This is a genomic window from Halomonas sp. Cn5-12, from assembly GCF_021532545.1.
GTDB classification, from domain to species: Bacteria; Pseudomonadota; Gammaproteobacteria; order Pseudomonadales; family Halomonadaceae; genus Vreelandella; species Vreelandella aquamarina.
The window spans coordinates 1-25,886 of the sequence record NZ_JAKGAY010000018.1 but is presented as its reverse complement, the minus strand read 5'-3'; the positions used below and the strand labels follow the sequence as shown (position 1 = coordinate 25,886).

General features: G+C 57.1%; 29 protein-coding genes and 1 other RNA gene. 8 read left to right on the top strand and 22 right to left on the bottom strand.

All coding sequences use genetic code 11. The features are described from left to right. Window positions 1-288: 288 nt before the first annotated feature. The 5 genes from dapB to grpE form a co-directional block, all read right to left on the bottom strand. A complete protein-coding gene (dapB, locus tag L1249_RS11105) occupies window positions 289-1,095 on the bottom strand; it encodes a 4-hydroxy-tetrahydrodipicolinate reductase (RefSeq protein WP_044629465.1) in 807 nt (268 codons plus the stop codon). Between the two features lie 114 nt (window positions 1,096-1,209). Beyond that, a complete protein-coding gene (locus L1249_RS11100) occupies window positions 1,210-1,491 on the bottom strand; it encodes a DUF2218 domain-containing protein (protein WP_044629464.1) in 282 nt (93 codons plus the stop codon). A 188-nt stretch (window positions 1,492-1,679) separates the two neighbouring features. Continuing rightward, the gene (gene dnaJ, locus L1249_RS11095; protein ID WP_044629463.1) at window positions 1,680-2,819 is read right to left on the bottom strand and encodes a molecular chaperone DnaJ; all 1,140 of its coding nucleotides are present in this window, start codon (window positions 2,817-2,819) and stop codon (window positions 1,680-1,682) included. Between the two features lie 109 nt (window positions 2,820-2,928). After that, window positions 2,929-4,860, bottom strand: a complete 1,932-nt coding sequence (gene dnaK / locus L1249_RS11090; protein ID WP_044629462.1) for a molecular chaperone DnaK — start codon at window positions 4,858-4,860, stop codon at window positions 2,929-2,931. A gap of 145 nt (window positions 4,861-5,005) precedes the next feature. After that, a complete protein-coding gene (grpE, locus tag L1249_RS11085) occupies window positions 5,006-5,635 on the bottom strand; it encodes a nucleotide exchange factor GrpE (RefSeq protein ID WP_044629461.1) in 630 nt (209 codons plus the stop codon). A 199-nt stretch (window positions 5,636-5,834) separates the two neighbouring features. Here grpE and recN point away from each other — a divergent pair, with 199 nt between their 5' ends. After that, on the top strand, window positions 5,835-7,508 hold the full coding sequence (gene recN, locus L1249_RS11080; protein ID WP_172415838.1) for a DNA repair protein RecN: 1,674 nt from the start codon (window positions 5,835-5,837) through the stop codon (window positions 7,506-7,508). A gap of 153 nt (window positions 7,509-7,661) precedes the next feature. Here the strand turns inward: recN and fur are convergent, their stop codons facing one another. Beyond that, a complete protein-coding gene (gene fur / locus L1249_RS11075; RefSeq protein ID WP_016915905.1) occupies window positions 7,662-8,114 on the bottom strand; it encodes a ferric iron uptake transcriptional regulator in 453 nt (150 codons plus the stop codon). 72 nt (window positions 8,115-8,186) lie between these two features. Here fur and L1249_RS11070 point away from each other — a divergent pair, with 72 nt between their 5' ends. Next, a complete protein-coding gene (locus L1249_RS11070) occupies window positions 8,187-8,651 on the top strand; it encodes an outer membrane protein assembly factor BamE (RefSeq protein ID WP_054640973.1) in 465 nt (154 codons plus the stop codon). A gap of 8 nt (window positions 8,652-8,659) precedes the next feature. Here the strand turns inward: L1249_RS11070 and L1249_RS11065 are convergent, their stop codons facing one another. Then, the gene (locus L1249_RS11065) at window positions 8,660-8,971 is read right to left on the bottom strand and encodes an RnfH family protein (RefSeq protein WP_054640972.1); all 312 of its coding nucleotides are present in this window, start codon (window positions 8,969-8,971) and stop codon (window positions 8,660-8,662) included. Beyond that, window positions 8,961-9,395, bottom strand: coding sequence for a type II toxin-antitoxin system RatA family toxin (locus L1249_RS11060; protein WP_039181434.1), 435 nt, complete (start codon window positions 9,393-9,395; stop codon window positions 8,961-8,963). Before L1249_RS11060 ends, L1249_RS11065 begins: the two co-directional genes overlap by 11 nt. Before the next feature lie 127 nt (window positions 9,396-9,522). Here L1249_RS11060 and smpB point away from each other — a divergent pair, with 127 nt between their 5' ends. The 6 genes from smpB to L1249_RS11030 all read left to right on the top strand — a co-directional run bounded on the left by smpB (window position 9,523) and on the right by L1249_RS11030 (window position 13,150). Next, window positions 9,523-10,014 (top strand): SsrA-binding protein SmpB, encoded by a 492-nt coding sequence (gene smpB, locus L1249_RS11055; protein ID WP_054640971.1) that lies wholly within the window; start codon window positions 9,523-9,525, stop codon window positions 10,012-10,014. A 44-nt stretch (window positions 10,015-10,058) separates the two neighbouring features. Further along, window positions 10,059-10,438: a transfer-messenger RNA gene (gene ssrA / locus L1249_RS11050) on the top strand. A gap of 203 nt (window positions 10,439-10,641) precedes the next feature. Continuing rightward, window positions 10,642-10,875, top strand: coding sequence for a DUF1654 domain-containing protein (locus L1249_RS11045; RefSeq protein ID WP_235253601.1), 234 nt, complete (start codon window positions 10,642-10,644; stop codon window positions 10,873-10,875). After that, the gene (locus tag L1249_RS11040) at window positions 10,872-11,321 is read left to right on the top strand and encodes a LexA family protein (RefSeq protein ID WP_235253600.1); all 450 of its coding nucleotides are present in this window, start codon (window positions 10,872-10,874) and stop codon (window positions 11,319-11,321) included. The genes L1249_RS11045 and L1249_RS11040 overlap by 4 nt, the downstream gene beginning before the upstream one ends. Then, window positions 11,318-12,592, top strand: a complete 1,275-nt coding sequence (locus tag L1249_RS11035; RefSeq protein WP_235253599.1) for a Y-family DNA polymerase — start codon at window positions 11,318-11,320, stop codon at window positions 12,590-12,592. Before L1249_RS11040 ends, L1249_RS11035 begins: the two co-directional genes overlap by 4 nt. Window positions 12,593-12,622: 30 nt before the next feature. Continuing rightward, a complete protein-coding gene (locus tag L1249_RS11030; protein WP_235253598.1) occupies window positions 12,623-13,150 on the top strand; it encodes a hypothetical protein in 528 nt (175 codons plus the stop codon). An 81-nt stretch (window positions 13,151-13,231) separates the two neighbouring features. Here L1249_RS11030 and L1249_RS11025 read toward each other — a convergent pair whose 3' ends face one another. The 14 genes from L1249_RS11025 to L1249_RS10960 all read right to left on the bottom strand — a co-directional run bounded on the left by L1249_RS11025 (window position 13,232) and on the right by L1249_RS10960 (window position 25,749). Continuing rightward, window positions 13,232-13,543 carry a hypothetical protein gene (locus tag L1249_RS11025; RefSeq protein ID WP_235253597.1) on the bottom strand — a complete coding sequence of 104 codons (312 nt, stop codon included), beginning with the start codon at window positions 13,541-13,543 and terminating at the stop codon, window positions 13,232-13,234. Continuing rightward, window positions 13,540-13,860 carry a hypothetical protein gene (locus L1249_RS11020; RefSeq protein WP_235253596.1) on the bottom strand — a complete coding sequence of 107 codons (321 nt, stop codon included), beginning with the start codon at window positions 13,858-13,860 and terminating at the stop codon, window positions 13,540-13,542. Before L1249_RS11020 ends, L1249_RS11025 begins: the two co-directional genes overlap by 4 nt. Then, window positions 13,857-14,816: a hypothetical protein gene (locus tag L1249_RS11015; protein ID WP_235253595.1), complete on the bottom strand. Its 960-nt coding sequence runs from the start codon at window positions 14,814-14,816 to the stop codon at window positions 13,857-13,859. Before L1249_RS11015 ends, L1249_RS11020 begins: the two co-directional genes overlap by 4 nt. After that, on the bottom strand, window positions 14,816-15,172 hold the full coding sequence (locus L1249_RS11010; protein ID WP_235253594.1) for a hypothetical protein: 357 nt from the start codon (window positions 15,170-15,172) through the stop codon (window positions 14,816-14,818). Before L1249_RS11010 ends, L1249_RS11015 begins: the two co-directional genes overlap by 1 nt. Next, a complete protein-coding gene (locus tag L1249_RS11005) occupies window positions 15,162-15,545 on the bottom strand; it encodes a hypothetical protein (RefSeq protein WP_235253592.1) in 384 nt (127 codons plus the stop codon). Before L1249_RS11005 ends, L1249_RS11010 begins: the two co-directional genes overlap by 11 nt. A 2-nt stretch (window positions 15,546-15,547) precedes the next feature. Next, entirely contained in the window at window positions 15,548-19,018 is a 3,471-nt protein-coding gene (locus tag L1249_RS11000; protein ID WP_235253591.1) for a phage tail tip protein J-related protein, read from the bottom strand. Next, entirely contained in the window at window positions 19,011-19,418 is a 408-nt protein-coding gene (locus L1249_RS10995) for a DUF6950 family protein (RefSeq protein WP_235253590.1), read from the bottom strand. Before L1249_RS10995 ends, L1249_RS11000 begins: the two co-directional genes overlap by 8 nt. A gap of 3 nt (window positions 19,419-19,421) precedes the next feature. Continuing rightward, window positions 19,422-20,015 (bottom strand): hypothetical protein, encoded by a 594-nt coding sequence (locus tag L1249_RS10990; RefSeq protein WP_235253589.1) that lies wholly within the window; start codon window positions 20,013-20,015, stop codon window positions 19,422-19,424. Then, on the bottom strand, window positions 20,015-20,461 hold the full coding sequence (locus L1249_RS10985) for a hypothetical protein (RefSeq protein ID WP_235253588.1): 447 nt from the start codon (window positions 20,459-20,461) through the stop codon (window positions 20,015-20,017). Before L1249_RS10985 ends, L1249_RS10990 begins: the two co-directional genes overlap by 1 nt. Before the next feature lie 137 nt (window positions 20,462-20,598). Continuing rightward, entirely contained in the window at window positions 20,599-23,988 is a 3,390-nt protein-coding gene (locus L1249_RS10980; protein ID WP_235253587.1) for a tape measure protein, read from the bottom strand. Between the two features lie 68 nt (window positions 23,989-24,056). After that, on the bottom strand, window positions 24,057-24,437 hold the full coding sequence (locus tag L1249_RS10975; RefSeq protein ID WP_074211115.1) for a hypothetical protein: 381 nt from the start codon (window positions 24,435-24,437) through the stop codon (window positions 24,057-24,059). Between the two features lie 89 nt (window positions 24,438-24,526). Continuing rightward, window positions 24,527-24,817 carry a phage tail assembly protein T gene (locus L1249_RS10970; protein WP_074211116.1) on the bottom strand — a complete coding sequence of 97 codons (291 nt, stop codon included), beginning with the start codon at window positions 24,815-24,817 and terminating at the stop codon, window positions 24,527-24,529. A gap of 26 nt (window positions 24,818-24,843) precedes the next feature. Continuing rightward, window positions 24,844-25,272: a phage tail assembly chaperone gene (locus L1249_RS10965; protein WP_074211117.1), complete on the bottom strand. Its 429-nt coding sequence runs from the start codon at window positions 25,270-25,272 to the stop codon at window positions 24,844-24,846. A gap of 3 nt (window positions 25,273-25,275) precedes the next feature. Then, entirely contained in the window at window positions 25,276-25,749 is a 474-nt protein-coding gene (locus L1249_RS10960; RefSeq protein WP_074211118.1) for a hypothetical protein, read from the bottom strand. Window positions 25,750-25,886: the final 137 nt, after the last annotated feature.

The following is a 25,886-nucleotide window of genomic DNA, read 5'->3' as shown; positions in this document are numbered from 1 at the left end:
AAAGCGGGACGAAGCCGATAATAAAAAATCGGTTTCATCCCGCTTGTTGTTCTCTTTCCTTGGCCTTCATAACGGTGTTAGCCATGGCGCAGCATTTAGCTGACTACTTTTCCCACTTAACGGCCAGTGCAACAAGCGCGGTGCTCTCTCTGCTCTCTCTACAGCTCTTCACTGTAGATATTTTGCTGCTCTTTGCAGCCACTGGGCCAAAATTTTTGGAATGTTACAGCATTTAGCGCATCAGGGCCAGCGCTTTATGCCGACCTTGGTCTAACACAAGCCCACGGCTCAGCTCAGCGCCAGCACGTCCTGCATGTCATAACGGCCATGCGGCTGAGCGGCCACCCAGCGTGCCGCCCGCACGGCCCCTTTGGCGAAGGTCATACGGCTGGAAGCTTTATGAGTGATTTCGATGCGCTCGCCTTCGGTGGCGAACATCACCGTGTGCTCACCGACGATATCGCCCGCCCGCACGGTAGCGAAGCCGATCTCTTTATCGGTACGCGGGCCGCACTGCCCAACCCGCTCAAACACGCCGTGCTCTTTCAAGGTACGGCCCAAACTTTCGGCCACCACTTCACCCATTTTAATGGCCGTGCCGGAAGGCGCATCGACTTTATAGCGGTGGTGGGACTCAATCACCTCAATATCGTAGCCTTCATCACCCAGCGCCTTGGCCGCCGTTTCCAGTAGCTTGAGCGTCAGGTTCACGCCCACGCTCATGTTGGGAGCAAACACCATGGCCACCTTATCGCGGTAGCTATCTAGCTCGGCCAGCTCTTCATCGTTCATACCGGTGGTGCCGATCACGATGCACTTACCGTGCTCAGCGCAGAATGCCAGATTCGCCAAGGTGACTTGGGGCGCAGTGAAGTCGATCAGCACGTCGAAGTCATCCACAATGGCGTCGAGCGAATCCACGGCGGCCACACCACGCTTACCCACACCTGCCAGCTCGCCGATATCTACGCCCGCCAGGGAGCTGCCCGGCTCCACAATACCGCCTGCAAGCGAGGCATCAGCCTGTTGCTCAACAGCGTTAACTAACGTGCGGCCCATGCGGCCAGCTACGCCTACAATGGCAATTCGGGTCATGGAAACTCCTACGCGTGCGCTATTTGGCATCAACTAGAAACAAAAAAGGTGGCCGCGATTATAGCAGACCACCCTTAGCGATGCGGCGCTAACGGCAGCGCCCTTCATGCACTTTCAATTCTCCCAGACAATCTCCAGCGACTCGTCTTTCGCCATACGCATTAGATGGCTCTCGACCACGCCCTCTAGCTGGTCCAAGTGCTCTTCTTCCAGGGTTTCGATGGAGACCAGTAGCCGATCAGGTTCGGCGTGCATCAGGCAAGTACCGCTGGCAAACACGATCTTGGCGTCCTGCTCACTGTGCTCCACCTCAAGCTTATGCGCCCAGTGTTTACACAGGCGGTTGATCAACCGCGCGCCGGATGGGGTGGCAATTTCTGCTCGGGATAAAGGCATAGAGATCTCTCCATATAGGTGGCGGGTGAGCACCCACTAGCCTAATCCCCACCGCGATAAGAGCCAAGCGTTGAATGAGAATTCGTTGCAACGGTGCAGCCACCTAGCTACATGCAACAAAAAACCAGCACCCAATGGATGCTGGTTTTTAGCGTTGCTACACAAACTGCATGAAATAGATAAAGACCTTACGGCTTCATCTCTTCAAAGAACTTCTTCACGCTATCGAAGAAGCCAGTCTTCTTCGGCGAGTGGCTATGACTATTGCTGTCATCAAAGCTCTTTTGCAGCTGGCGAAGCAGGTCTTTCTGCTCGTCGTTGAGGTTGACGGGCGTTTCCAACACTACTTTGCACAGCAGGTCGCCGGGGGCACCGCCGCGTACCGGCTTCACGCCTTTGCCGCGCAGGCGGAAGAGTTTGCCGGTTTGGGTTTCCGGCGGGATCTTCAGCTTCACGCGACCATCTAGCGTGGGCACTTCCAGCTCGCCACCTAACGCTGCATCAACAAAGTTGATCGGCACGTCGCACTGCAGGTGCTTACCGTCACGCTTGAAGATGTGGTGCGGCTTAATGGACACCTGAACGTACAGATCGCCCGCCGGGCCACCGTTCACGCCGCTCTCGCCTTCGCCGTTGAGACGAATACGGTCTCCCGTATCCACACCCGGCGGAATCTTCACCGAGAGGGTGCGGGTTTCGCGCACGCGCCCTTCGCCGTTACATTTGTGGCACGGCACTTTGATGTGCTGGCCACTGCCGTGACAGGTCGGGCAGGTTTGCTGAACCGCAAAGAAGCCCTGCTGCATGCGTACTTGGCCGTGACCATGACAGGTCGGGCAGGTCTCTTTGGTGGAGCCCGGCTCGGCGCCGCCACCGTCACAGCGGTCACACTCAATATGACGCGGGACGCGAATATCCACCGTGGTGCCCGCCACTGCGCTCTCTAGATCCAGCTCTAGGTTGTAGCGCAGGTCGGAACCCCGTGCAGGTGCGTTGGGCCCACGACGACGGCCACCGCCGCCACCGAAGATATCGCCAAACACATCGCCGAAGATATCGCTGAAATCGCCAGCGCCGCCGCCACCGAAGCCGCCGCCCTGGCCGTCCACACCGGCATGGCCGAACTGGTCGTAGGCCGCGCGCTTCTCACCATCGCTCAGAACTTCGTAAGCTTCCGACACTTCGCGGAATTTTTCCGCTGCGGAGGTATCGTCCGGGTTTCGATCAGGGTGGAATTTTTGCGCCAGACGGCGATAGGCCTTTTTGATCTCTTTCTGATCGGCCCCTTTTTCGACACCCAGGACTTCGTAATAATCGCGTTTGGACATGGGTCCTACGCCTCCTGGTTAGCTACACACTATAGGCGTCTCGGCCGCGGAAACAGCAACGCGGGAGTTGCCTCCCGCGTCACCGCTTTCCTTGGCAGAAAGAGGTGGGTTACTGCTTCTTCTTGTCGTCGTTGACTTCTTCGTACTCGGCGTCAACCACGTCATCGTCCTGCTTGGTGTTGGCTTCTTCAGCACCTTCACCACCCGCCTGGGCCGCTTCTGCCTGTTCGGCGTACATCTTTTGCGCCAGCTGGCCGGAGACTTCGGTCAGCGCATCCAGTTTCTTCTGGATGTCGTCCTGGTCATCGGTTTTCACCGCTTCTTCCAGTTCGGCGATGGCGGTTTCGATGGCCTGTTTCTCGTCATCGGTGGCCTTATCGCCCGCTTCTTGAACGGTCTTACGGGTGGCGTGAATCATGCCGTCCGCTTGGTTACGCAGCTGCACCAGCGCTTCGAACTTTTTGTCTTCGTCCGCGTGGGCTTCGGCATCACGCACCATTTGCTCGATCTCTTCATCGGAGAGGCCGCTAGACGCCTTGATGACGATGGACTGCTCTTTGCCGGTCGCCTTGTCTTTGGCAGACACGTTCAGAATACCGTTGGCATCGAGGTCGAACGCCACTTCGATCTGCGGCACACCGCGCGGTGCCGGCGGAATGTCGGCGAGGTCGAAGCGACCCAGCGACTTGTTCTGCGACACTTGCTTACGCTCACCTTGAACGACGTGAATGGTCACGGCGGTCTGGTTGTCATCCGCGGTCGAGAAGGTTTGCGTCTTCTTGGTCGGGATGGTGGTGTTCTTGTCGATCAGCGGCGTCATCACGCCACCCAGGGTTTCGATACCCAGGGTCAGCGGGGTAACGTCAAGCAGCAGAACGTCTTTTACGTCGCCACCCAATACACCGCCCTGAATCGCAGCGCCCACGGCAACCGCTTCATCCGGGTTCACGTCTTTACGGGCTTCTTTACCGAAGAAGTCTGCCGCTTTCTTCTGAACCAACGGCATGCGGGTCTGACCGCCGACCAGGATCACTTCGTCGATTTCAGAAGCGGATAAGCCTGCATCTTTCAGCGCCATTTTGCACGGCTCGAGCGAACGCTGTACCAGGTCTTCGACCAGCGACTCCAGTTTGGCACGAGTCACCTTCACGTTGAGGTGTTTCGGGCCAGTGTTGTCGGCGGTGATGTACGGCAAGTTCACATCGGTCTGCTGGGCGCTGGAAAGCTCGATTTTGGCTTTCTCGGCGGCTTCTTTCAGACGCTGCATGGCCAGATTGTCACCAGACAAATCGATACCGCTGTCCGACTTGAACTGATCGACCAGATAGTTGATCAGCGCGAGGTCGAAATCTTCACCACCCAGGAAGGTGTCACCGTTGGTTGCCAATACTTCGAACTGCGTTTCGCCATCCACGTCGGCGACTTCGATGATGGAAATATCGAAGGTACCACCACCCAAGTCGTAGACTGCGATGGTTTTGTCGCCACGGGCTTTGTCCATGCCGTAGGCCAGAGCAGCAGCGGTCGGCTCGTTGATGATACGCTTGACGTCTAGACCGGCAATGCGGCCTGCATCTTTAGTAGCCTGACGCTGGCTGTCGTTGAAGTAGGCCGGTACGGTGATGACCGCTTCGGTGACCGCTTCGCCGAGATAATCTTCGGCGGTTTTCTTCATCTTCTTCAGCACTTCCGCACTCACCTGCGGCGGTGCCATTTTTTTGCCTTTTACTTCTACCCACGCGTCACCGTTGTCGGCTTCGGCGATTTTGTAGGGCACCATCTTGATGTCTTTTTGAACGACGTCGTCTTTGAAGCGACGGCCAATCAGACGCTTGATGGCGTAAAGAGTGTTTTCCGGGTTAGTCACGGCCTGGCGCTTGGCGGCCTGGCCTACCAGGATTTCACCGTCGTCGGTGTAGGCAATGATAGAAGGCGTGGTACGACCGCCTTCGGCGTTTTCAATGACTTTAGCGCTGTCACCATCGAGCACGGCCACACAAGAGTTAGTGGTGCCCAGGTCGATACCAATAATGCGTCCCATAGTAAAAACCTCGAATTCAGTTGTTACAAAACTAAAAAATTTGTTCTTTAAACAAGTTGCGGGCTTATCCCGCGGGGTTGACCTTTATTTGGGGGCCGCTTGCCGCATTTCAAGGGCTTTTTTTGCGGCAATGCGTCAACGCGGCTTAATTCGCTTTTTGGCTGACCACGACCATGGCAGGACGCACGAGGCGGCCGTTCAACAGATAGCCTTTCTGCATCACATCCATCACGGTGTTGGGGTCGAGCTCTGGGTTCGGTACCATCGCCATGGCTTCATGCACCTGCGGATCGAAGGGCTCGCCCTGAGGCTCGATGCTTTCGACGCCAAACTTGCTCAGCACGTCGAGCTGCATCTTGAGGGTCATGGAGACACCTTCGCGATGCGCCTCGGACGCATCGTCCTGCATGCTTTCCAGCGCTTTCTCCAAGCTATCCACCACGGGCAGTAGCTCTTTGACAAACTTCTCTAGGGCAAACTTGCGCGCCTTTTCGGCTTCTTGCTCCGCCCGGCGGCGAACGTTCTGAGCTTCGGCAGCAGCCCGCAGCGCTTGGTCTTTGGCTTCCGCCAGGCTCTGCTCGAGCTCTTCTACCTGAGCGGCCAGCACGTCGGCTTCGGGGCTACCAGCGCTATCTTTCAGCGGTGCATCGTCATCGATCAGCCCTTCCAGTTCGCCTTCCACCAACCGCTCTTCGGCAGACTGGTCGGTGACCTCTGCTTCCTGCTCTTGGCGTGCCAGCTCATCTTCCAACGGGGTTTGCGGTTCTTTTGCCATGCCTTGCTCCTGGAATAAGTAATGGTGCCGGTGGCGGCCACCTGAGGTAAGTAGCGGGTGTTAACCACGTATGCAGCCTATATGGGGGCCATCAAAGCCATCTCAAGAGGGGCATTGAAGTGAGTGATCGACTACTGTATAAAACAACAATTATTGGATAAGTATCCAGCTTCTGTGCCGCACCGCCTCAGGAGGCCTTATGCTTACGCAGCTAGCGATCCAAGACTATGCGATCGTTGATCGTCTCGAACTCGACCTCACCCGTGGCATGACCGCCATTACGGGGGAAACCGGGGCGGGTAAATCCATTCTGCTGGGTGCTCTGGGGCTCTGCCTGGGCGAGCGCGCCGATGCGGGTAGCGTGCGCCACGGCTGCGAGCGAACCGACCTCTCCGCCCGTTTCGATATCCAGCACCTGCCCGCAGCAGCCGAGTGGCTCGACGCCCGCGAGCTGCCTGCCGATGAGTGCCTCTTGCGTCGCGTGGTTACTGCCAACGGGCGCTCCAAGGCGTGGATCAATGGCCACCCAGCGACCATTGCCGATTTGAAATCTCTGGGTGAACAGCTGATTCAGATTCATGGCCAGCATGCCCACCAAGCCTTGATGCGGGAAGAGACGCACTTGGCGCTACTGGATGACTACGCCGGGCTTCGCGAACGCAGCCAGCAGCTCGCCGAGACGTTCCGCGAGTGGCGCAGTGCCCGCCGTCTGCTGAAAAAACTCAGTGAAGAGGGCAGCGAAGTCGAGGCCAAACGCCAACTACTGCGCTATCAAGTCGAGGAGCTGGACCAGTTGGGCCTTGCCGAAGGTGAGCTGCAAACCTTGGAAGAGGAGCAGCACACCCTGGCCCACGCCGAAGAGACCCTACGTGAAACCCAGTTTGCCGCCGACTGCTGCGAAAGCGATGAAGGGGGCGCGCTGTCGCTTCTCAACCAAGCCTACGCCCACTTAAGCGCGCTGCCCGGCAGCGACAAAGGCACGCTGGCCAATACGCTCACCATGTTGAGCGATGCCCGAATTCAAGTCGAAGAAGCCGCTAGCGAGCTGCACCGATTGGCCAGCACCACCGAACTGGACCCAGAGCGACTGGCGTGGGTCGAGGAGCGCATGGGCGACGTACACCGCATTGCCCGTAAGCACCACGTCGCTCCCGAAGAGATTTGCGCGCTGCATGCCCAACTCAAACAAGAGGTGGCGCAGCTCGAAGCCAGCGATGACGATCTAGAAGCCCTCAGCAGTCAAGTGGCCGAGTACCGCGAGCTTTACCGCAGCGAGGCCAAGCAGCTCACCGAAGCACGCCAAAAGGCTGCTGTTCGCTTGGGCAAAGAGGTGCAGCAGCAGTTGGCCTTCCTGGCCATGGGCAAAGCACGTTTCGACGTGGACGTCACCCCGCGCGAAACACCTTCCCCCGAGGGCTTGGACCATGTGCAATTCCTGATCAGCGCCAACCCGGGCCAACCCGCCCGGCCGCTCACTAAAGTCGCTTCCGGCGGCGAGCTGTCGCGCATCAGCCTGGCCATTCAGGTGGTAGCGGCGTCGCATTCGACGATTCCGAGCTTGGTCTTCGATGAAGTGGACGTGGGTATTTCTGGGGCAACGGCGGAAATCGTCGGCCAACTGCTACGTAAACTAGGCGAAAACGGCCAGGTGATGACCGTGACCCACCTGCCGCAGGTGGCCGCCCAGGCGCATCAGCATCTGCACATCGAAAAGCGCGCCAAGCGAGACACCACACTCACCCACATGGCGCTGCTGGACGAACGCGGCCGGATTAGCGAGCTGGCGAGGATGCTGGGCGGCGTGACGCTTTCCGACCAAACCCTGGCCCATGCACGTGAGATGCTTCACGCCAGCCAGCGCCCTCCTCACTAAGTTCAACCAAACTCAACCAAGCCCACGCCAAGCCTTTGCCCTCCGCCGGGCGAAGGCGGCAGTGCTTCGGCCATCACGCGACCTACAAAAACGCCCCTGAGGCGCCAGATGAACTGCTCTGGCACCCCAAGGGCGTTTTCATGTGGCAGCGGACTACTTGCGGTTCGTGGGGCCACTGTCCTGGCGCGTGACGTCCGACCCACGGGGGCGTACGTACAGCACCAGAGCGTGATCCACTAGCTCGTAGCCGTGCTCTTCGGCGATCTCTTGCTGGCGACGCTCGATGATGTCATCGACGAACTCGATGATTTCACCGCTTTCCAGACACACCATGTGGTCGTGGTGGTCTTCTTGGGTCATCTCGAAGACCGCATGGCCACCGTCGAAATTGTGACGAATCACAAGGCCTGCCGACTCGAACTGAGTCAGCACGCGGTAGACGGTCGCCAGACCAACATCCTCGCCCGCATCAATCAGTGTTTTATACACTTCTTCTGCGCTAAGGTGGTGTTGGCCCGAAGCATTTTCGAGAATCTGCAGGATCTTGACGCGCGGCAGGGTCACTTTCAGCCCGGCTTTGCGTAGTTCATGGTTCTGATCGGCCATGGTTGCTCTTCGCAGTAACAGGTTAGGTCGGGTATCATCGACCGAAACCACGATAGTGAAGAACAGGCTCAAATGCAAAAATTGACTCGTATCATTACCCTTTCCGTCGCCCTGACCATTGTCAGTGGCTGTAGCTATGTCGGCGTTTATAAGCGTGACATCCCCCAGGGCAACCTGATCACCCAGGAGATGGTCAGCCAGCTCCAGCCGGGCATGACTCAAGAGCAGGTAGCCTACGTAATGGGCCGCCCACTGCTGGAAGCGCCCTTCGACTCCCGCGAATGGGACTACGTTTACCGCATCGATAAAGCCTATGGAGATGTTGAGCAGCGCCGCGTCACGCTCACGTTTGATGACGCGAGCCGACTGGTCAACATTGAGCAGGAGGGAGACCTATCCCGCGACCTGCCGGTGAGCACAGACCGCGGTATGGGGCCGGCCGTTGAAGGTGCCGACCCGCTAGATGCACTGCCCAGCCAGCGAACACCCACGCCGGAAACCGCCCCCGAGCCGCAGCCGATCATCACTGGCGAGTAAGCGCCAGGCTACTGCTCTTTGGCCTGACGCTTGGCCCGCTCTAGGCGGGCCACCTTCGGGTCGATCTGCAGCGGGCGATACACCTCCACACGATCGCCCTCGCGCAGCGGCTCCTTATCGGGGTGGCGCAACGCCTTGCCGAAGATGCCCAGCGGCGCCTGCTCGAAGGTCTTGGCGGGCAGTTCCTGAAACAGGCTGGGCAGGTCAGCCATGGCAACGGCTGCTCTGGCAGTGGTGCCGCTGGGTACCTTCAGCGCGACGATTCGCTGCTTGTGAGGCAGCGCGAAGGCCACCTCGACGGCAATGTCATCAACGGCCATACAGTTCGTTGGCGCGCTTGGTGAAGGCATCGACCAATTGCCCAGCAATCTGCTGGAACAGTTTGCCAAACGCCATGCTCAGCAACCGATTGGCAAATACGAACTCCATTTCCAGGCTGACCTTGCAAGCATCATCCCCCATGGGGATGAACAGCCAGCGGCCTTTGAGCTGCTTGAAGGGCCCTTTGACCAGCGAAAGCTCGATCCGCTCTGGTGCGTGCAGGTCGTTGCGCGTAGTGATGGTTTGCTCGACCCCCGCACGACCCAGAGTCATTTCTCCGACCAGGTGCTGATCGTCCTTTTCCAGCAGACGCGCGCGGCGGCATCCCGGCAGGAACTCGGGGTAACGTTCGAAGTCATTGACCAAATCGAACATTTGTTGGGGGGTGTGCCGCACCAAGGCGGTACGATTAACGGTTGGCATTGACCTCTCCGCTGACTTCACAGTGCCCAAAGCGTATCATGGGAAACATTTTTTCAGACCTTGAATGGTATCACGCCTCCCCACATAACGAAGGGGGATGCTACTGACAGATCAACGATGAGGTTCCATGGCCACTAAGAAAGGTAACAGCAAGGGCCCCGGCAGCAGTGTCATTGCCCAGAACAAGAAGGCACGATTTGAGTACCATATCGACGAAACCTTCGAAGCGGGTTTAGCGCTGGCTGGCTGGGAAGTGAAAAGCCTGCGTGCTGGTAAAGCGCAGCTCACCGACACCTACATTTTAATTCGCAACGGCGAAGCGTTCCTGCTGGGCAGCCATATTATGCCGCTGAATACGGCCAGCACCCATGAAATTGCTGATCCCACGCGAACTCGTAAGCTGCTGCTTCACCGTAAAGAGATCGCCAAAATCTTTTCGGTCACCCAGGACAAGGGCCACACCTGTGTGCCGCTCAAGCTCTACTGGAAGCGCAACAAAGTGAAGTGCGAGCTGGCGCTGGTAACCGGTAAGAAACTCCATGATAAGCGGGCCACTGAGAAGGACCGCGACTGGAATCGCCAAAAAGGTCGAATTATGCGGGAACATAACAAGGCATAACTGGTCAATTAGCGATGAGCACGTTAGAATACGGCTCTGACTAAGGGGGCGACATGGTTTCGACGCCGGTGACAAACCCTGCGGTGCATGCCGAGAGCGTGATGTATCTCGTAAATACCACATCACGAAAAATAGTCGCAAACGACGAAAACTACGCTCAAGGCGCGCTGGCAGCTTAAACCCTGCTAGCTTCTTGTCTGGCCCCAAGGTGATGTGCCTATTCATCACTGCGGGGATATGAGCTAAAGCTGATAGGACCGCGGTTGGCGGTGTCTTCTCGTCAACCGTTAAACTTTAGAAGGCTCGCGTGGCTGAATCCTGACCGTCGGAGTCAGTCGCGCTAAAGCAAATGACGGAATCTAAGCATGTAGAGCCAATGGGCGCGTGCTGGCGGACGCGGGTTCAATTCCCGCCGCCTCCACCACCTTACTATGCAAATCAAGCACCTACGGGTGCTTTTTTTGTGCCTGTCGTCTGAGAATGGCCTGTTTAGGCATAGCGTGGTCAGTTTTTTAGTCAGCTTTTACAGCCTGCTCCCTGATACCTTCCCACTAGCGTTCGATAACGTCACTGGCTATACTCGCACCTAAATACTGTATATAACACCAGCTATTTAAGGAGGCGCTTATGTCAGAGAAAACGTACCAAGCCCTGGTCGAGCGCGTGAAGCGCAAGATCGGCAGCCCTGCCGCTCAGTCAAAGCACTGTGTTGAGATCCAACGTCAGCCCGACGACACTGCGGAAGATTGGGCACAGCTGCTGGCAGACCTAAGCACCGTCGAGAACGTGACGATGATCCCTCTCGACGATACAGCCGAGCATGTACGCCTGCGCTGGAATCCTGAGGAATCGATGGCATGAGCATTCACCTGACCATCATGGGCCGCGTTGACACTACTGCCCCACCGGTAAAGCTGCCACTCGCTGCGGGTGAAGTGCGCACCGGGTTTCCTAGTCCTGCCGATGACTATTTGGAAGGCGAGCTGGATCTAGTAGAGCATTTGATTCAGCACCCCAGCGCTACCTATTTCCTACGCACCAAAGGCACCAGCATGGAAGGCGTGGGTATCTATGACGGCGACCTGCTGATTGTCGATCGCTCGATAGAGCCCAAGCCAGGTCATATCGTCATCATGAGCGTAGACGGTGAGCTGACCTGCAAGCGCTACAGCGTAATGGGCAACCGCCACTACTTGTTTGCGGCTAACCCTGAGTTTCGGCCGATACCGCTCGAAGGCCGGGAATGCCAAGTGTGGGGCGTTGTCACCCATAACATTCACGCTTTGGCCCCAGGCTTCACCGTATGATCGCCTTAGTCGATTGCAACAACTTCTACGTAAGCTGTGAGCGAGTCTTTAACCCTAAGCTTGAAGGTCGACCGGTCGGCGTACTGTCGAATAACGATGGTTGCGTGGTGGCGCGCTCGCAAGAGATCAAGCAACTGGGCGTGGCCATGGGCGCTCCTGCCCACCAGATCGAACCGCACATACGCCGCCAGTGCATCCTGCTGAGCTCAAACTACGCGCTCTATGGCGATATGAGCAGACGCGTCACCGATGTGCTTAGCCAACACACGCCCCACGTTGACGTGTACTCCATCGATGAGTCATTCCTTTCCTTTGAAGGCTTCCCTACTGAAACTCTGATCGAGCGCTGCCAGGCAATGCGCTACCAGGTGCGTCGTGATACCGGCATACCCGTTAGTGTAGGCCTCAGCACGTCCAAAACGTTGGCGAAGATCGCTAACCATCGTGCCAAAAAAGAGGCCTGCTTTGATGGCGTGATGATGATGGAGCCAGGCAGCGACAACACCCGAGCATTTCTGCAGCAGTTGCCGGTGACAGAGATCTGGGGCGTGGCCGGTCGAAGTGCTGCACGTTTGCGCACACTCGGTATAGAGACGGCCTGGCAACTCAGAGAGGCCAGTCCCAAGCACCTACGCAAGCACTTCTCGGTGGTGATGGAGCGCATCGTCTACGAGCTACGTGGTGAAGACTGCATTCCACTGGATGATATGACCCAGCCTAAAAAGCAGATCATGGTCAGCCGATCCTTTGGGCGCCTCACTCAGAACAAAACGGACTTGCGCGAAGCCGTACGCACCCACACCAGCCGCGCTGGCGAGAAGCTACGCAAGCAACAGGGGCTTGCCCAAGCCATTATGGTTTTCGTGCGCACGAATCGTTTCAGGCAGGACCTACCCAGTTATAGCAAGAGCATCGTCATTCCCCTGCCCTATGCCACGTGCGATAGCCGCGACTTGATACGCGCTGCGATGGCCGGACTGGAGCAGATATTCAAAAGCGGGATCTGGTATCAAAAATGCGGCGTCATGCTTTTGGATCTGTGCGATCACCACAATGAGCAGCTTGGGCTACTGGGTGAACATCAGAGCAATGAGAAGCGAGAACGCAATGAAAAGCTGATGGCCACGCTTGATAAGCTAAATCGGGAACATGGAAAAAATACGGTGCGGCTGGGTATGCCGAGGAAGGTAAATGCTTGGGAGTTGCGTTGCGAGAACCGAACGCCTAGGTATACTACGAGGTGGGATGAGCTTCCTAATGCGACATCTTAAATATTTATTATAGCCGAGAGAGAAGCAAGCATGTGGTCTATAGTCGCGGCAATAATTGCTGCCTTTTTATCCTCTTTTTTGACTACTATATTCGCATCGCGGAGGTACCGTGACGAAAGGGCTTGGGATAGAAAGGCTTCAGCTTATGCAGAAGTAATTAGCGGTATAAAGAAATCAATAAGATACTCTGAGAGTTTTAAGGCAATGTACGACTCTCAGAATAACGGCGACTACGACAGTACCCTACCCAAGCTCTTAAAGGAATCACAATCAGCAAAAGAAGACATTGAGAAAACCACCGACAGCCACTTTATCTTCCTTAGCGACAAAGCCATCAATAAAATTGAAGCTTACCTTTATGACGATTCACATTTACTTCCTGAGCTTTCGAGTGAAGAGTTAGCAGAAGAAGACACAATCAAGCACAAGCAGCTTCTTAGGGAATTAGTGGAAATATCTCAACAAGAGCTTTCTCATCCTTTGTCTCATTTATACAGCCGCTTAAAGCAAGCATTTTCTGCAACCTTAAATTTTTTTAAATCCTCAAAGTCTGGCTAAAACGCCCCCAAAGGGGGGGGCGCGCTGGATCGAACACAAAACCGATCTATCTCGGTCCGTGTGCTGTTGCGTTTTGTTGCCCTAAAGCAACGCCGCCTCTCTAAACAGCTCGTCCACCCCCTCCTGCGATAACCCCAACGACCCATACAGCACATTCACCCACGGCGCTGAGCGCTCAATCGTGGTGGCATACTCCCACTCGATCTCAGCCACCTGCCGCTGCTGCTCGTCTTCAATCGCTGCGATGGCATCGGCAACGCCAGTCAGCAGGCCATGCTTGGCCAGCACAAGACGCGCCTGCCGTGGCGTGATGAATGCACTCTCCCGCCAACGCTCTAGCTGCTCCGTTTCGCTTTTGGGCAAGATCACGTTCGCATCATTTAACCAGCTCATGCGTTTGGCTCCTCTTCGGCGGTAGGCAGTGCATCATGCAAGGGCAGGTCGACAGTTCCACTGTGATTTTCTAGCAGGATTGGCTCAGGAAAACGCGTTGCATGCGGTGCCGTAGGCGCATGCCCTAACGTGATCGTGCACGCGTATTCGCTGCCTTGGCGGGTTACCTTGCCCAGTGCAGGGTGAATCGCTGTGGCACCATCGGGCAATTCGCGGAGGTCATAGTCGATGCCATCAACCGTTAATGTGGTGTTGTTGACGCTGACAGTCGTGGCGTTATCACGCACAACGGGCGATAGGTGTATCGTCAATTTCATAAAGCTCTCCAGTTGCCTATGGCGAGGTAACTAACGTTGAACTGAGCAGCGGTTAACATGGAAACAGCAATAGCGCGTATCGCCACCGAAGTTTCCAATGGAGACGCGGGCTTGATGGAGAACAAAGCACCTCGGGTACCTGAGCCATCTGCAACTGTGGTATCTAGCCCGTAAGGTGCCCCCAAAAACGGATGAGGAAACGTAATAGTTTCCGTGAAACCTGACGCATAAAGCGCCCCATAAGCTGCATCAATATTGAAGTTAACCGACTTATTGCCGTAGCAAATGAGGGTTCCGTTGGCGAACTTTAGATAAAAGCCGTTGGCGTTCTGCCCTGACTCAAAGAGCGCTCCAGAAGGAAAGCCATTGGCGAAGGCTACCGCGCCTAAAATTCGCTTGTGGTGCAGCAGCTCAAAGGGCTCGTAATCAGCAGGGTCGGTCGTTCCTCCCGAATTCACCCCGTAAACTACCCGTTTAGACGTGGGAAAAAACGATAAGATGGAATTGGTTGATGACCCTGGTGACGACAGGTTGATGGGTAAATGCGCGGCGTACTCAGCACCCGGCGAGTAAGACGGCGCTCCCGTCACGGTATCCGTAACCGGGCGATCAATGCCGTAAATGCCTCGACCTAGCCCTTTAAAGTTGACGCTCTCACCAGATCGAATATCACGGCCAACACTCCCTAGCCCTAACCCACCGATGGCGATTAGGTCACTATTAACCCCTCCTACAACACCACGGTCAGCGACATTGGATAAGGTTAGCGCGGATAGCAGGCTAGCCAGGTTGCCCACCGGCGCACTCGAAAGGTCATTGATCAGTGCCAAGTTACCAAGCGTCCCGCTCTGGCCTACGTCGATGCCAGCCTTCAGAAGGTTGATCAGCTCTTGCGTGAGTCGCCCGACCTCCGCGAGCCAGTCATTCGTTTGATCATAGTTGGTAGGTGCTGCCATTAGAGCGACTCCTTGAAGGTTTGGTATACCGCCTGCATGTGTGCGGCCGTGCTCGCGTTTCGAATACTCGCCTTGGCTTGGACGCGAGCTAATTCAATGTGGGTAATGCGCTGCTGCCAGCGTTGGTGATTGCGTAATACGGCTTGGCGTACGGTCTCGGCATCAGTGCCAAGGGCTGCCGCTTCTGCATTGATTAGCCCCCCACCCCCTACCTGTGCTTGGGAAAGCTTTTGGCGGTACATCTCCGCCTGAGCAGGATCAATCCATCGCTCATCGGCGGCAGCCTTGTCGATTACCGCCAAGTAATGAGCCTCGGCGTCATCGCGACATGCAAAGGTGCCAGCGTTAAGGGTCACCAAGAGTCACCTCCAATGTCGTATCAATAAGATGTGGGTGGCCACGCAGGTATATGGCGTAGGTGCCAGGCAGGTCGTACTGAATGAAGAGCGACCCCCCGTCCGTGGTAGCTTGCTGCCCATTCGTCATCACCCATATACCTGCAGGTAGACCGTTGATAGTGACCGAGAGGCCATTCACCACAGGCTGAGCGTTCAGCTCGCGTTTGGCGTGCAATGTCTTTGTAGCGACATCTACGTAATAGCGGGCATCATCAACGGGGGCAGTAATACGAATCGAACTTTTAGGGGCTTTGACTCTGAGAGGCTGCGAGACGATGCCAAAGATCACGCCATCGCTACCGAACACGGCGTAATGAGCTTGCTTGCCCATGGCTACCTCTTGGTGGATTGAACAATGAGTGATCGATTAGAGGAAAAACGGTAACTGTTGCCAGTCAACAACACTTGAAATTCGATCAAGCGCGAGCCCGTCCAACCGCTAACATCACACGCCCCAAACCACGAATCGTCTAAAGTGACGTTGGTCGTGCCACGGTCAGGCTCTTGCTTAATCTTCCCAAAGCTGTACACCACGCTGCCGTTAATCAGAATGCGAACCTGTGCATTGATGCTGGCGTTCGCCCCTGAGCGCGCCCCAAAAGCGGCCCCCACCAGCACCATCACGCGCCCGCCTTCCGCATTGAAATTCAGACTGGCGATAGTGCCCCATTCGTTAAATGGCGTGGATAGGCCAGACGACGCGGTAAACGATGAGGCGGTGGTCACGGCATTACCGGCAATCTTCAGCGTGTCCACTGAGGCATTGCCCAGCTTCGCGGTGTTGATGGCCGCGTTCTGAATATCTGCCGTACCAATGCTGACGTTCTGGATTTGTGCCCACTGAACCTGCAGCTGTTCCACCGCCAAATACGCCGCCTGCAGCTTGTCGTTTTGAAACACTAAGCTGCCGGTACTACTGCGCAGCTTGGTGATCGTCAGCGCATCGATAAACGCCTCGGGAATGATCACCCGCCCATCACTCACTACGAACGCGGTCACTAGCTGGTTATTGACCGGGTTAAGAATCGCAAACTGATTAGCAATGCCGATGATCTGCGCTTGCCCGCCAGCGACCTGAATACCTACCACCCCCCGAACGCCGTTGACGTTCACGGTGGTCACTGCTTGGGCCACAGCGCCTGTGTTTGAGTCGTAGACCGCCGACACTTCTTGCCTAACCTCTGCGAACTCGTCATCAACAGAGACTTCGAATGTGTCTAGACGACCAGCTAGTGCCTGTTGACTACTGCTAAGTGAGATGAGCTGACTGCTTACATAGGCTTGATTACCTAAAAAATCGGCACTCAACGTTGTAATCTGCTGCCCCAACGACCGCTCTTGATCTACCCGCACCACGTTTTCAACGTCTACCACCGCATTACCAAGCGCGTTTTGCGCCTGCAGCGTGGCGTTTTTAATCGCCTGGGCGAGCGTATCGAGCGCGATGGTCTGGCTAACGTTCTCGATGCTGACGGTGTTATCGCCCACGGTTGACGTTAGCGCGGTCACACTATTGGCGATGGCTTGCTGATCGTTGGCCAGCACCGCCAAGTCTTCCGTGAGCGACGCCGTTTTGCCGTTGAACGTGACTTCTAACTGCGTGATCTGCTGAGCCAGCGCGAACTCCTCGCTGACGCGCACGCTATGCTCCACATCCAGCACGGCATTACCGAGGGCGTTTTGTGCCTGCAGCACATTGGCTTGGATCTGCTGTTCCAGCGCGGTGAGCTCACCGTTAGCGAGGGCGTCGCGGGCAGACTGTAGAGCTTCGCTGGCATCGGCTCGGGTGCTATCCACCGTGATCGTTAGGTCGCCTACTGTGTCAGCCAGGCCGTCTAAATCACTTTGGAACTGATCAGCAATGCCGCCCGGCTTGTAGATCTCGTTTTCGAGGTAGGCGAACTCTTCATCAAAGTTGTTCGTTGTGACTACTTCCACGCGCAGGAATGGCGACGCACCGTAGGCATTCACACTCTGCACGAAGTAATAGTAGGTAGTAGCCGCTGACAAACCGGTGTGTGTGAACGTCAGGCCATCGCCCAGATACTCCGCCTGGGGCTGTGTCGCGGCTTCGGATTGCGTGACGTAAAAACGGTAGTGGCCACCGCCGAGTGACTCGCCTGGTGGCATCACTGGCACCAGGGTGACTTCACGGTTACCCACGGTAGTAATCACGCGGTCTGGCGTGGCAGGTACGTTTACGGTGAAGTTGATCACCGCAGGGCCAGACTGCCCCAACCGCCCACGCGCCCGCACTTCTGCTGTGTAGCTCCCCGCTTCTAGCCCGCCCACATCGCAGCGCTCTACGCCTGCGGGCACTTGGGCCGCTTGCACGGCTAAGCCTTCGCGCTTGATCACCACGTTGTAGTGCAGCGCGGCGTCTACCGGGTTCCACACCAAACGGCCTTGAATCACCTCGCCAACGTTTTGGAGCACGTACTGCAGGCCCGTAGGCGAGCCGATGCCGCCCGTGGGTAGCTGGATGAAGCCGAGGGGGTTGAAGGGTTGGCCCACGGCATCATCGTAGATCTCGGGCTGTTCCTGCTGCAGCGTGACGCGGCAGCCGTTTTCCCCGCTGAAGTCCCAGTCAACGACGCGAAACTCACCGCTGATATTCAGCGTGGGGAGTGCGACTTGCACCACGCGGCCCGGGCGGCAGGCGTAGCCCCGGAAGTTCAGCGGTAGCTCTAACGTACCCCCGGCCCGCTTGCGGCGTAGCGCGATGTTAGCAAGGCGCTGCGCTTGATACGGGCTGCTGACGAAACGGAGGTCTAGCGTGTCCTCGATCTCCTCACCATCTTCGGCCACCCACTCGGCCACGCTCACCGCTGGGTAGTCGGTTTCAGTCCAGCGCTGTTCCGGAGAGATAAACTTGCCGCGCATGGTGTTCACGGCATCGGCGCGGCTGACTTCGGTTTGCCCGGTAACGGTGCCAATCACCATGTCTTCATCGATGGTCAGCTCATAGGGGCCGTAGTACGCGCCCACCTGCAGGCCGAACTTTCCGCCCACCCGGATCAGCGAGCCCGCGCACGCGGACTCTAAATCAGCAAGCACGCGGTCTTTGCGCTCGTCGGCTTTGAAGCCTCCGGACACGGTATAGCGGCGCTCGGTGCTGCCGTCTGGGTTCGTAACGATCTCATCGCACACGTTGGCGGCATCGATGAACGTATCCCATAGGATCTCATCATCGGGCACACGCAAGCGGTGACGGATGTACCACAGGATGACCAGTGCCCCGTTATCGCTATATCCGCTGGTGTCGGTGCGCGGATCGTAAATATCACTGCGGCCACGGTACTCAAAGAGAAGATCCGGAATGCCACTGGCGAAGTAGTCCGGGTCATACTTGAGTGTGACGCGCACCCAAGAGAGATCACGGCCAATCTGGCTGTTTTGCCAGTCCGGGCTATTCGCCAGCATGTAGGCATCGGGGGCAGTGGCGCCGGTGATGAGCTGGTATTCGATGCGGTCACCAGCACTGGCCACTGGCTCTTGATCGACGTAGATCTGATCAAGGCCTGCGATGGTGCCCTCGGTCAGCACGTACACCAGGTGCAGCCGTTCGTTCTCTTGCTGCTCGCCCGGCTGCTCTTGCGCCCACGCCAACAGCGCGCCGGTACCGGCACGGCCAAATACATAGCGGGCGGGTTCTTTGGAGCTGCGGATAACCTGCTTTAGCTCATTGCCTGAGGAGGTCGCGCCCACGCTGGGGGGCTTGGGCATGAGCGCGCCAAACACCTTTTGCAGCGGCTTGGCGACGATGTTGAAAACTTTGGTGACCGCTTTAACTGCGCTACTCATTCCCGACGCTCCAGCAGATTAGCGGCTCAGCGCGCACGCGGTGCACACCGTCATCTGTTACCGCCCAAATGGCATTGGCCCACACCACACCCACGCAGCGGCCGTTATCGCTATCGAACAGCACCACGTCTCCCCGTTGCCGCATGGCCACCGGCACGCGCTTAAAGCAGGCATCCCACGCCCCCTCTAGGCTGCCGTGGGTATTACGCAGCACACGCTTTGCGCCGATCTCGGTGGTGTAGCGGCCCCGGTATTTCGCGGCGGGGTCAATGCCGCAAATGGCGATGCAGCAATCAGCGGCGAACAGGCAGCAATCAAATTCGCCCCACGAAAAAGGCCGCTCGGAAGCGGCCTTGATGGTGTTGTGAAGCTGGGTGGTCCAGTCTCTATAGCGTGGCATGGGTTACCTGTACGTGAAGTTGGGCGCGTCGCGCTTGGCCCCCCAGTAGATGGGCCAGTCTGAGAGCTGGGCAACGGCGAAAAAGAAGCGGTCATCTTGGTGACGGGAGCGGTGGTTCTCGTCGGTCCAGCGCTCGGTACCGCCGCGCTGCCAATCCACCATGCGATCGGTGATGGTCACGCTAATGGCGTTGTCGTCCTCGCTTCCGCCGTAGCTCAGGTTGGCGGCGTCCATCTTGCCGCTGAACAGAATGTCTGCCGCGTAGGTTCCGTCTTCGTCGTAGGCCACCACCATCAATTTACCGAAGCGCCCGCGGCAACGATCCTGTAGGGTTGCTGCTACTGTTGGTGCATCTAGACCCGAGAGAGTCAGCGTGACCGAAGAAGGCGAGCCACTATCTAACTGCTCTCTTGCTCGGGAAACAGCTGAGAAGTTTCCAACGCCCTCATAGGTCTGCCCATCAATCACTAGCGGGCCTACTCCGGTATGGGCTCGGGCCACGCCGTCTTTAAAGTGGAGTTCAGCGGCATGAACCAAACGTACAGTGGGCTTTGCTAACATTTCAACGACTGAATCACTAAATGGAAATACCTGCATTAGAACGCCTCTCTACACTCTAACGTGCCGCCCGCAATCAACGCCTGAACCGTTAACCGTGTATCGTCTCTAGTTAGTCGCATTACCGCATAGGGCTGCTGGTAATTAACGGTGGCACCATTAGCTGGCGGCATACGCAACCAGGGCGACACCGGCAACACAGCAATGCCCTGGGCATTACTGGTCACGTCCTTCAGCACTTCAAGGAGTTGGTCGTTAACAGTGATGTAATCCCCCATGCGCAACACGATAATGCTCGGACTCCAGTTGCGTGTAATAAGCTGCGCACCCGCTTGTCCACCACCATCTACCACCGCATTACCTACAAACGGCCCCGGTGGGCGCGTCCACGGTCTGAGCCGGAACGTGCCCGCCATGCCATGCAGGGAACCTAAAAAAGTGCTGAGTACCCGCTCTTTGTCCCGCTTCAAATTCCTAAAGGTCATTGAGCACAGCCAGAACGCACCAGGCTTAGAAACGATTTGCTGCGACTGTGAAAAAGGGCTGGTGAAAGCGAATGAATTAAACGACCTTCCCCAGTCCATCGTCGCGGGCTGCAGCTCGCTAGGCCATTCAATCATGCTCATACCCCCAAAGATCGGCGCAGATAACCGTTATTCGCAAAGTCCTCAGCAACCAGCCGATAGCCTTCCTCTGCCCCCCGCCGGGCTTGTTCACGGACATCAGCAGGATTGGTTGCACCACGCGCATCAACATTGATAACAGGTGCGGCACTTGCCGCTTTTTGGCCGGATAAAACGGGCGCTTTCGTGCCCACGGCACCACCCCGCGCAAAACCATTCATACCTTTTCGCAGCGCTTCGACGGTGCTCAATCCCCCAGCACGTAATACATCTTCTTGACTCCACACCACTTCACCGCGGTGCACGATTCCCGCCGGCTCATACTTCCCCCCGGGCCCGGTGTAACCACCGTCTGAAAACCCAGTCAACGCTAACGTGCTAGATAGCGCCGCCGTAGAGCTAATACCAGCCATAGCCGGTGCTGAGTTCGCACCAAACGACGCAAGGGACGCCATGGCCGCTGCTGGAGCATAAGCCGCTGCCATACTGGCGCCTGTTGTGACAGCGCCCGCTATGGCAACGGCTTCAGAGCTTTTTCCAAGCGCAAGCTGCAGCGCCTGATTCATCGCCATTCGAATCCCGATGCGAGCAAGATCCGAGACGATCGAAGCTGCTAGCTCTCTAAAGGAAAACTCACCTGTCGAAACAAAGCTGAACAGCTGATCCTCTGTACTTCGAAGTGCGCTCACCATTGCCTGTTCTATTTGGCTCGCAGTGTTACTCGCTTCATCCATATACGTTTCTAGCCCACGCGCCGCACCATTCAGCCAACTCTCCTCAGCTGCTCGCTTTCGCGCTGCCGCTTGCTCAACCAGCGACACTTCTTCCTCCATGAGCTCCATAAGCAACTCACGGCGGGCTTCATACGCGCTTTCACTAATCCGCGTACTGTCATCTTCCTGCCGTTGATGAAGCTCGCGCATTTCATCGGCGTAGCGTTGGCGAACGCTGGCGATCTCGCGCATGACCTCGATTGCCTGATCGCTTCGGCCCACGGCGATAATGTCGATTTCCATGTCCTGCTGGCGAGCAGCCAAGCGAGCGCGCTCTGCGGCCTCAAACCGAAGTAGCTCTTGGGCTTCGATCGATTGCTTGGCCAGCTGCTCGCGTGTCGTTAACTCCTGCTCTAACTGCTGCAGGTGGCGGGCATGGGCTTGGCTGATCTCGCGTAGGCTGCCATTTTCAAGGTCGTACGCTAGTGCTGCCGCTCGGCTGTTGTCGCCATGCAGCGCAATCTGACGCTGCAGCGAAGCGGCCTGCTGTTCGTATGCCTGAACGATTCGCTCCGCGTTACGTTGCCCATCTCGGGCGGCATCCCGCGCTGCGTCGGCGGCTTTCTTACGCGCTTCTGAATTGGCTTGCTCCTGTTCAGCGGTTGCGGAAAGCCAAAGCGTATAGCCGCGCATTACATCGCTGACTTCCGGCCCCATGGCATCCAGGCGGCGGTTAGTTTGCCCCATCGCGGAAGGGTCCCGCAGGTTGGCGATCTGTTCGCGCAGCTGGTCGTTGTAACGCTGCCAGGCTTGCAGAGTCTTATCGCTAGGGGCGTTATTCTCAATACCGCTTCCCGCCCGCCCCGCCGCGCTGGCGGTTTCATCTAGCAGGCCGTTCAGGGTATCGATGCGCTCGCCAAACTCTTCTGCATTGATATGACCATCTGAGAACTCAGCGGCCAGCAGGCGATATTCACGCATCACGCTATCATCGATACCGATGCGCGCCTGAACCTCTGTCAGCACACTGTCCATGCTGCGGGCGCCGGTCTTCACCTCCTCAAACATGGCGTTGACTTCATCAAAGAAGACACGCGCACTGGCACCATCCATATCGCTAAAGGCTTCACCCAACAGCCCTTGCCGGATGCTTTCCATGGCGCTTCGGGCTTTTTCCGCTTCCTCCTCTTGTCGATCGCCCCAACGAATCAGCGCCGCTTTTTGATTCTCAACCGTGAGCTCGCGGAACTGCTCGATCAGCGTATCCATAGGCTGTTCGATGTTCAGCAGCGAGGCGGCGGTTTCATCGGTGCGATCGCGGAACAGCATGAAGCTGGCGGCCGCACCGGCGGCCAACGTGATCAATCCAGCAGGCCCCGGCAGCAATGCCAACGCGGCTGCTTTGGCACGCCCGGCCAAACTGGTAGAGGCTGCCAGGCGTTGCTGAGCAGTGGCTTCCGCGTTGGTAGCTGCTGTGTGCTGTGCAGAGGCGGCGATAGAAGCCGCGCGGGCTGTGCCAAGGCGGGCCAACGCCGCCGTGTGTTGATCGGTACCCCGTGTGGCTCGCTCGGCTGCCATGGCCCGGCCTAACTCACGCTTGCTAGCAGTGGCCTCAGCAGCGGCTAGGCGAACCGTGGCGGCGGCAGCTTGCTGCTGGGCAGCGGCGTAGGCAATCTGTGCCTGGGTGTTTTTCACAAACTCAAGGGCAGCCGCACCGGCGGTAATCGCCAGATTGCTCATGTAGCGGGCCAAGCCCATGGCGGCAAACACACCGGCCACCGCTACCACGTTCTCGATATTATCGGCTAGCAGTTCGATGCCACCCGCCAGCGTGGCTGTGGTGCCATGGGCCTCATTGGCTTGGCCGATATAGACCATAAAGCTGTCTTTGAGTACCTGAGTGGCGTCTTCCACCGAGGTGGGCATTTCATCCAGCTCTTGGCGAAGATCACCCAACGACGCCTGCAGCGCCCGCATTACCACATCGGCGGTTAGCTCGCCTGCCGTCGACATCTCTTGAAGCTTGCGCGTTGTTACTCCCAACCCTTCTGCCAAGGCTTGCTGCAAACGCGGGGCGTTTTGAATCACCGCATCAAAGGCATCGCCTTGCAGCTTGCCTGCGATCATCGCTTTGCCGAACTGGTCGATCAGTGAGGTGGTGGCCTGCATGTTGGCACCACTGATGACAAGGCCAGCGCTCAAGGCTTCCGTTAGGTCGAGCACTTCTTCCGTCGCGAAGCCCAGCTCTTTCAAGGGGCGCACCGAGTTCACGAACAGCTCGCTGTTATCCATCAATGCTTTGTAGGTAACGCGGCTCACCTGCTGCAAGCGCTCCTGCACTTGGGCGTATTCCCGCTCCCCTTCGGTGGCTAGGCGGATGCGCGAGGCCATTTGCCCGTAGGCATCGGCGGTCTGAATCAACGCCCCCACGGCAAAGGCACCGGCCAGCACGCCCGCCATGCCCACCGCCGTTTGGCGGATCTCCAACATCTGTGCATTCAGCGCCCGCAGATTAGTTTGGTTGCGCTGCAGGGCCAGATCCTGACGACGCGCACCGCCTTCCATGGTGCGGTAGTAGTCGGTGCCCATGCGTGAGGCGCGGGCCATCTCGCGCTGGTAAACACTAGAATCAGCGCTAATACGCACAATCAATTCACGCAGGGACGCAGAGGCCATACTTTTCTCCAGGCGTAAAAAAACCCGCCAGTGGCGGGTTTTTTTAACGTTATTCGCTAATCACACACTTACTTGAACAGACCGGTGCCGGTACGTACATCCGATTCAGTCATTGAGTAGCGCGCAACAGTATCGTCTTCAAACATGACGGTCAGCTTTTTCTGTGTGCCAGACGCAGAAGTACCGAACCAGTTAACGACGGGAATATAAGCGACAGCATCAGCAGACATATCAGAGAACGCGTATTCCCAAATCTCTCTGCCACCATCAGTAAAAGAAGTGTCGTAAGGCGCGCCAAACACCTCCATCACTTCAGACTTAGTCGTTTCGCCTTCAACGATATACGATGAGACTGAACGCTCATCATGGTCACGCAGTGAGTCATTACCTGACGTTGCACACCCCGTTAGCAACGCTGCACAGATAGCGATCATGGCTAATTTTTTCATTATGTTCCCTTATATGATTTTCTTAAGCCCATTTCAGGCGGGAGTATTAAATCATAAACAAAGCCCATAATAAAAATTGACAAGACTAATTAGCCCTCTGCTAACGCCGCAAACAACGTTTCCAGCGCCTCATCATCTTCAACGCCTTCGGTGGTGTCGCTACCTCCCCAGTCGATCAGCACGTCTTCAAAATCGACCTTCGCGCCTTGGGACTGGTACACGGCGGTAGCGATCTGCGCGGCGTGCACGTCGCCGCGGCGGTCGCTGATGGGTGACAGCTGATCAAACGCCATCCACTGAATCAGCTCGCGGGCTGTCATAGGGGCGTGTTGCCCTGCCAGCTCTGCAAGGGTTTTGCCCAGCCGTAACGCCAGGGTCATCTGAAACAGAAGCCCCGGCTGGTCGGTTAGTTTTTTTTTGCGTCCTCGACGGGGGTGGCGGTGGTCAGGCCGGAGAGCTCGAACGCTGCGTTCAAGAATCGGCCATACACCGGCCCCCAACTGGCGGCCACGCTTTCCACGTCTTCATCGCTGAAAATACGGTCATAGGTTTGCGGGTCGATCAGTACACGGACCAGCATGGCCGCTTCAGGCGTGTGGTCGTCCAAGCGGCTGATACGTTCGCTCACGGCATCAGAGTTGTCTTCAGTGACCTCTTCGCCCGCTACCGCCTGCAGGCGGGCTTGCCACTCTAGCCAGTCATCGGCACCTGGTTCGCGCACGATCACCTTGCGCTTGCTAGTCGGCACGGGCACTTCTTTGTGCCGATACCCCGCCAGGGGCTGCAGTAGCTCCTGGCGAAGGTTGTGGGCTTCGGGTTTTTTACGCGCTGCCATAGATTAGGTTCCTGCCGGTGGCGTCGGGGCTGGTTCGTATACTGGCTTGCCAATCACTCGCAGGTTGAAGGTGCCGCTAGCCACGCCGTTTTGGGCAAGGCTCCAGCTGTCTTGACGCACCTGCACCAAAAGCTTCACGGAGTTGCCAGACTTGAACGTGATGTTTAGTAGACGCAATGAGTCGTCGGCATCCGCCGTACGCAGGCTGTCCTGCCCCTCGTCTTCTGGTTTCCAGTTGCCGCTGATGGTGAGCTCGCCCATACCGCGCAAGCCGTTCTCCATCTCCTGCTCATCGCTCTCCAAAACAGTCATATCGAGATCTGACTTTTGCCCACCGGTGTAGCTGATCTCTTTGGCCGTGGTGGAGATTTTCTTCTGCTCACCCTCCGCCACCGTGGCGGTGATATCGGCGACAGCAGTGGCGCTAACCCACACGATGGTACCGGCGGTTAACTGGTATTTAGCTTTACGTGCCATGGTGGCCTCCTAGGATCGAGTAGGAGGGGGAGTCGCCTCCCCCGTCCTCTCACACCACCGGGCAAACGGATCCGTACCACGGCGGTTCCTGTCCCCCATTATCGGGCTGAGCTTCGTTCCGCTGAATTCGCTCGCCT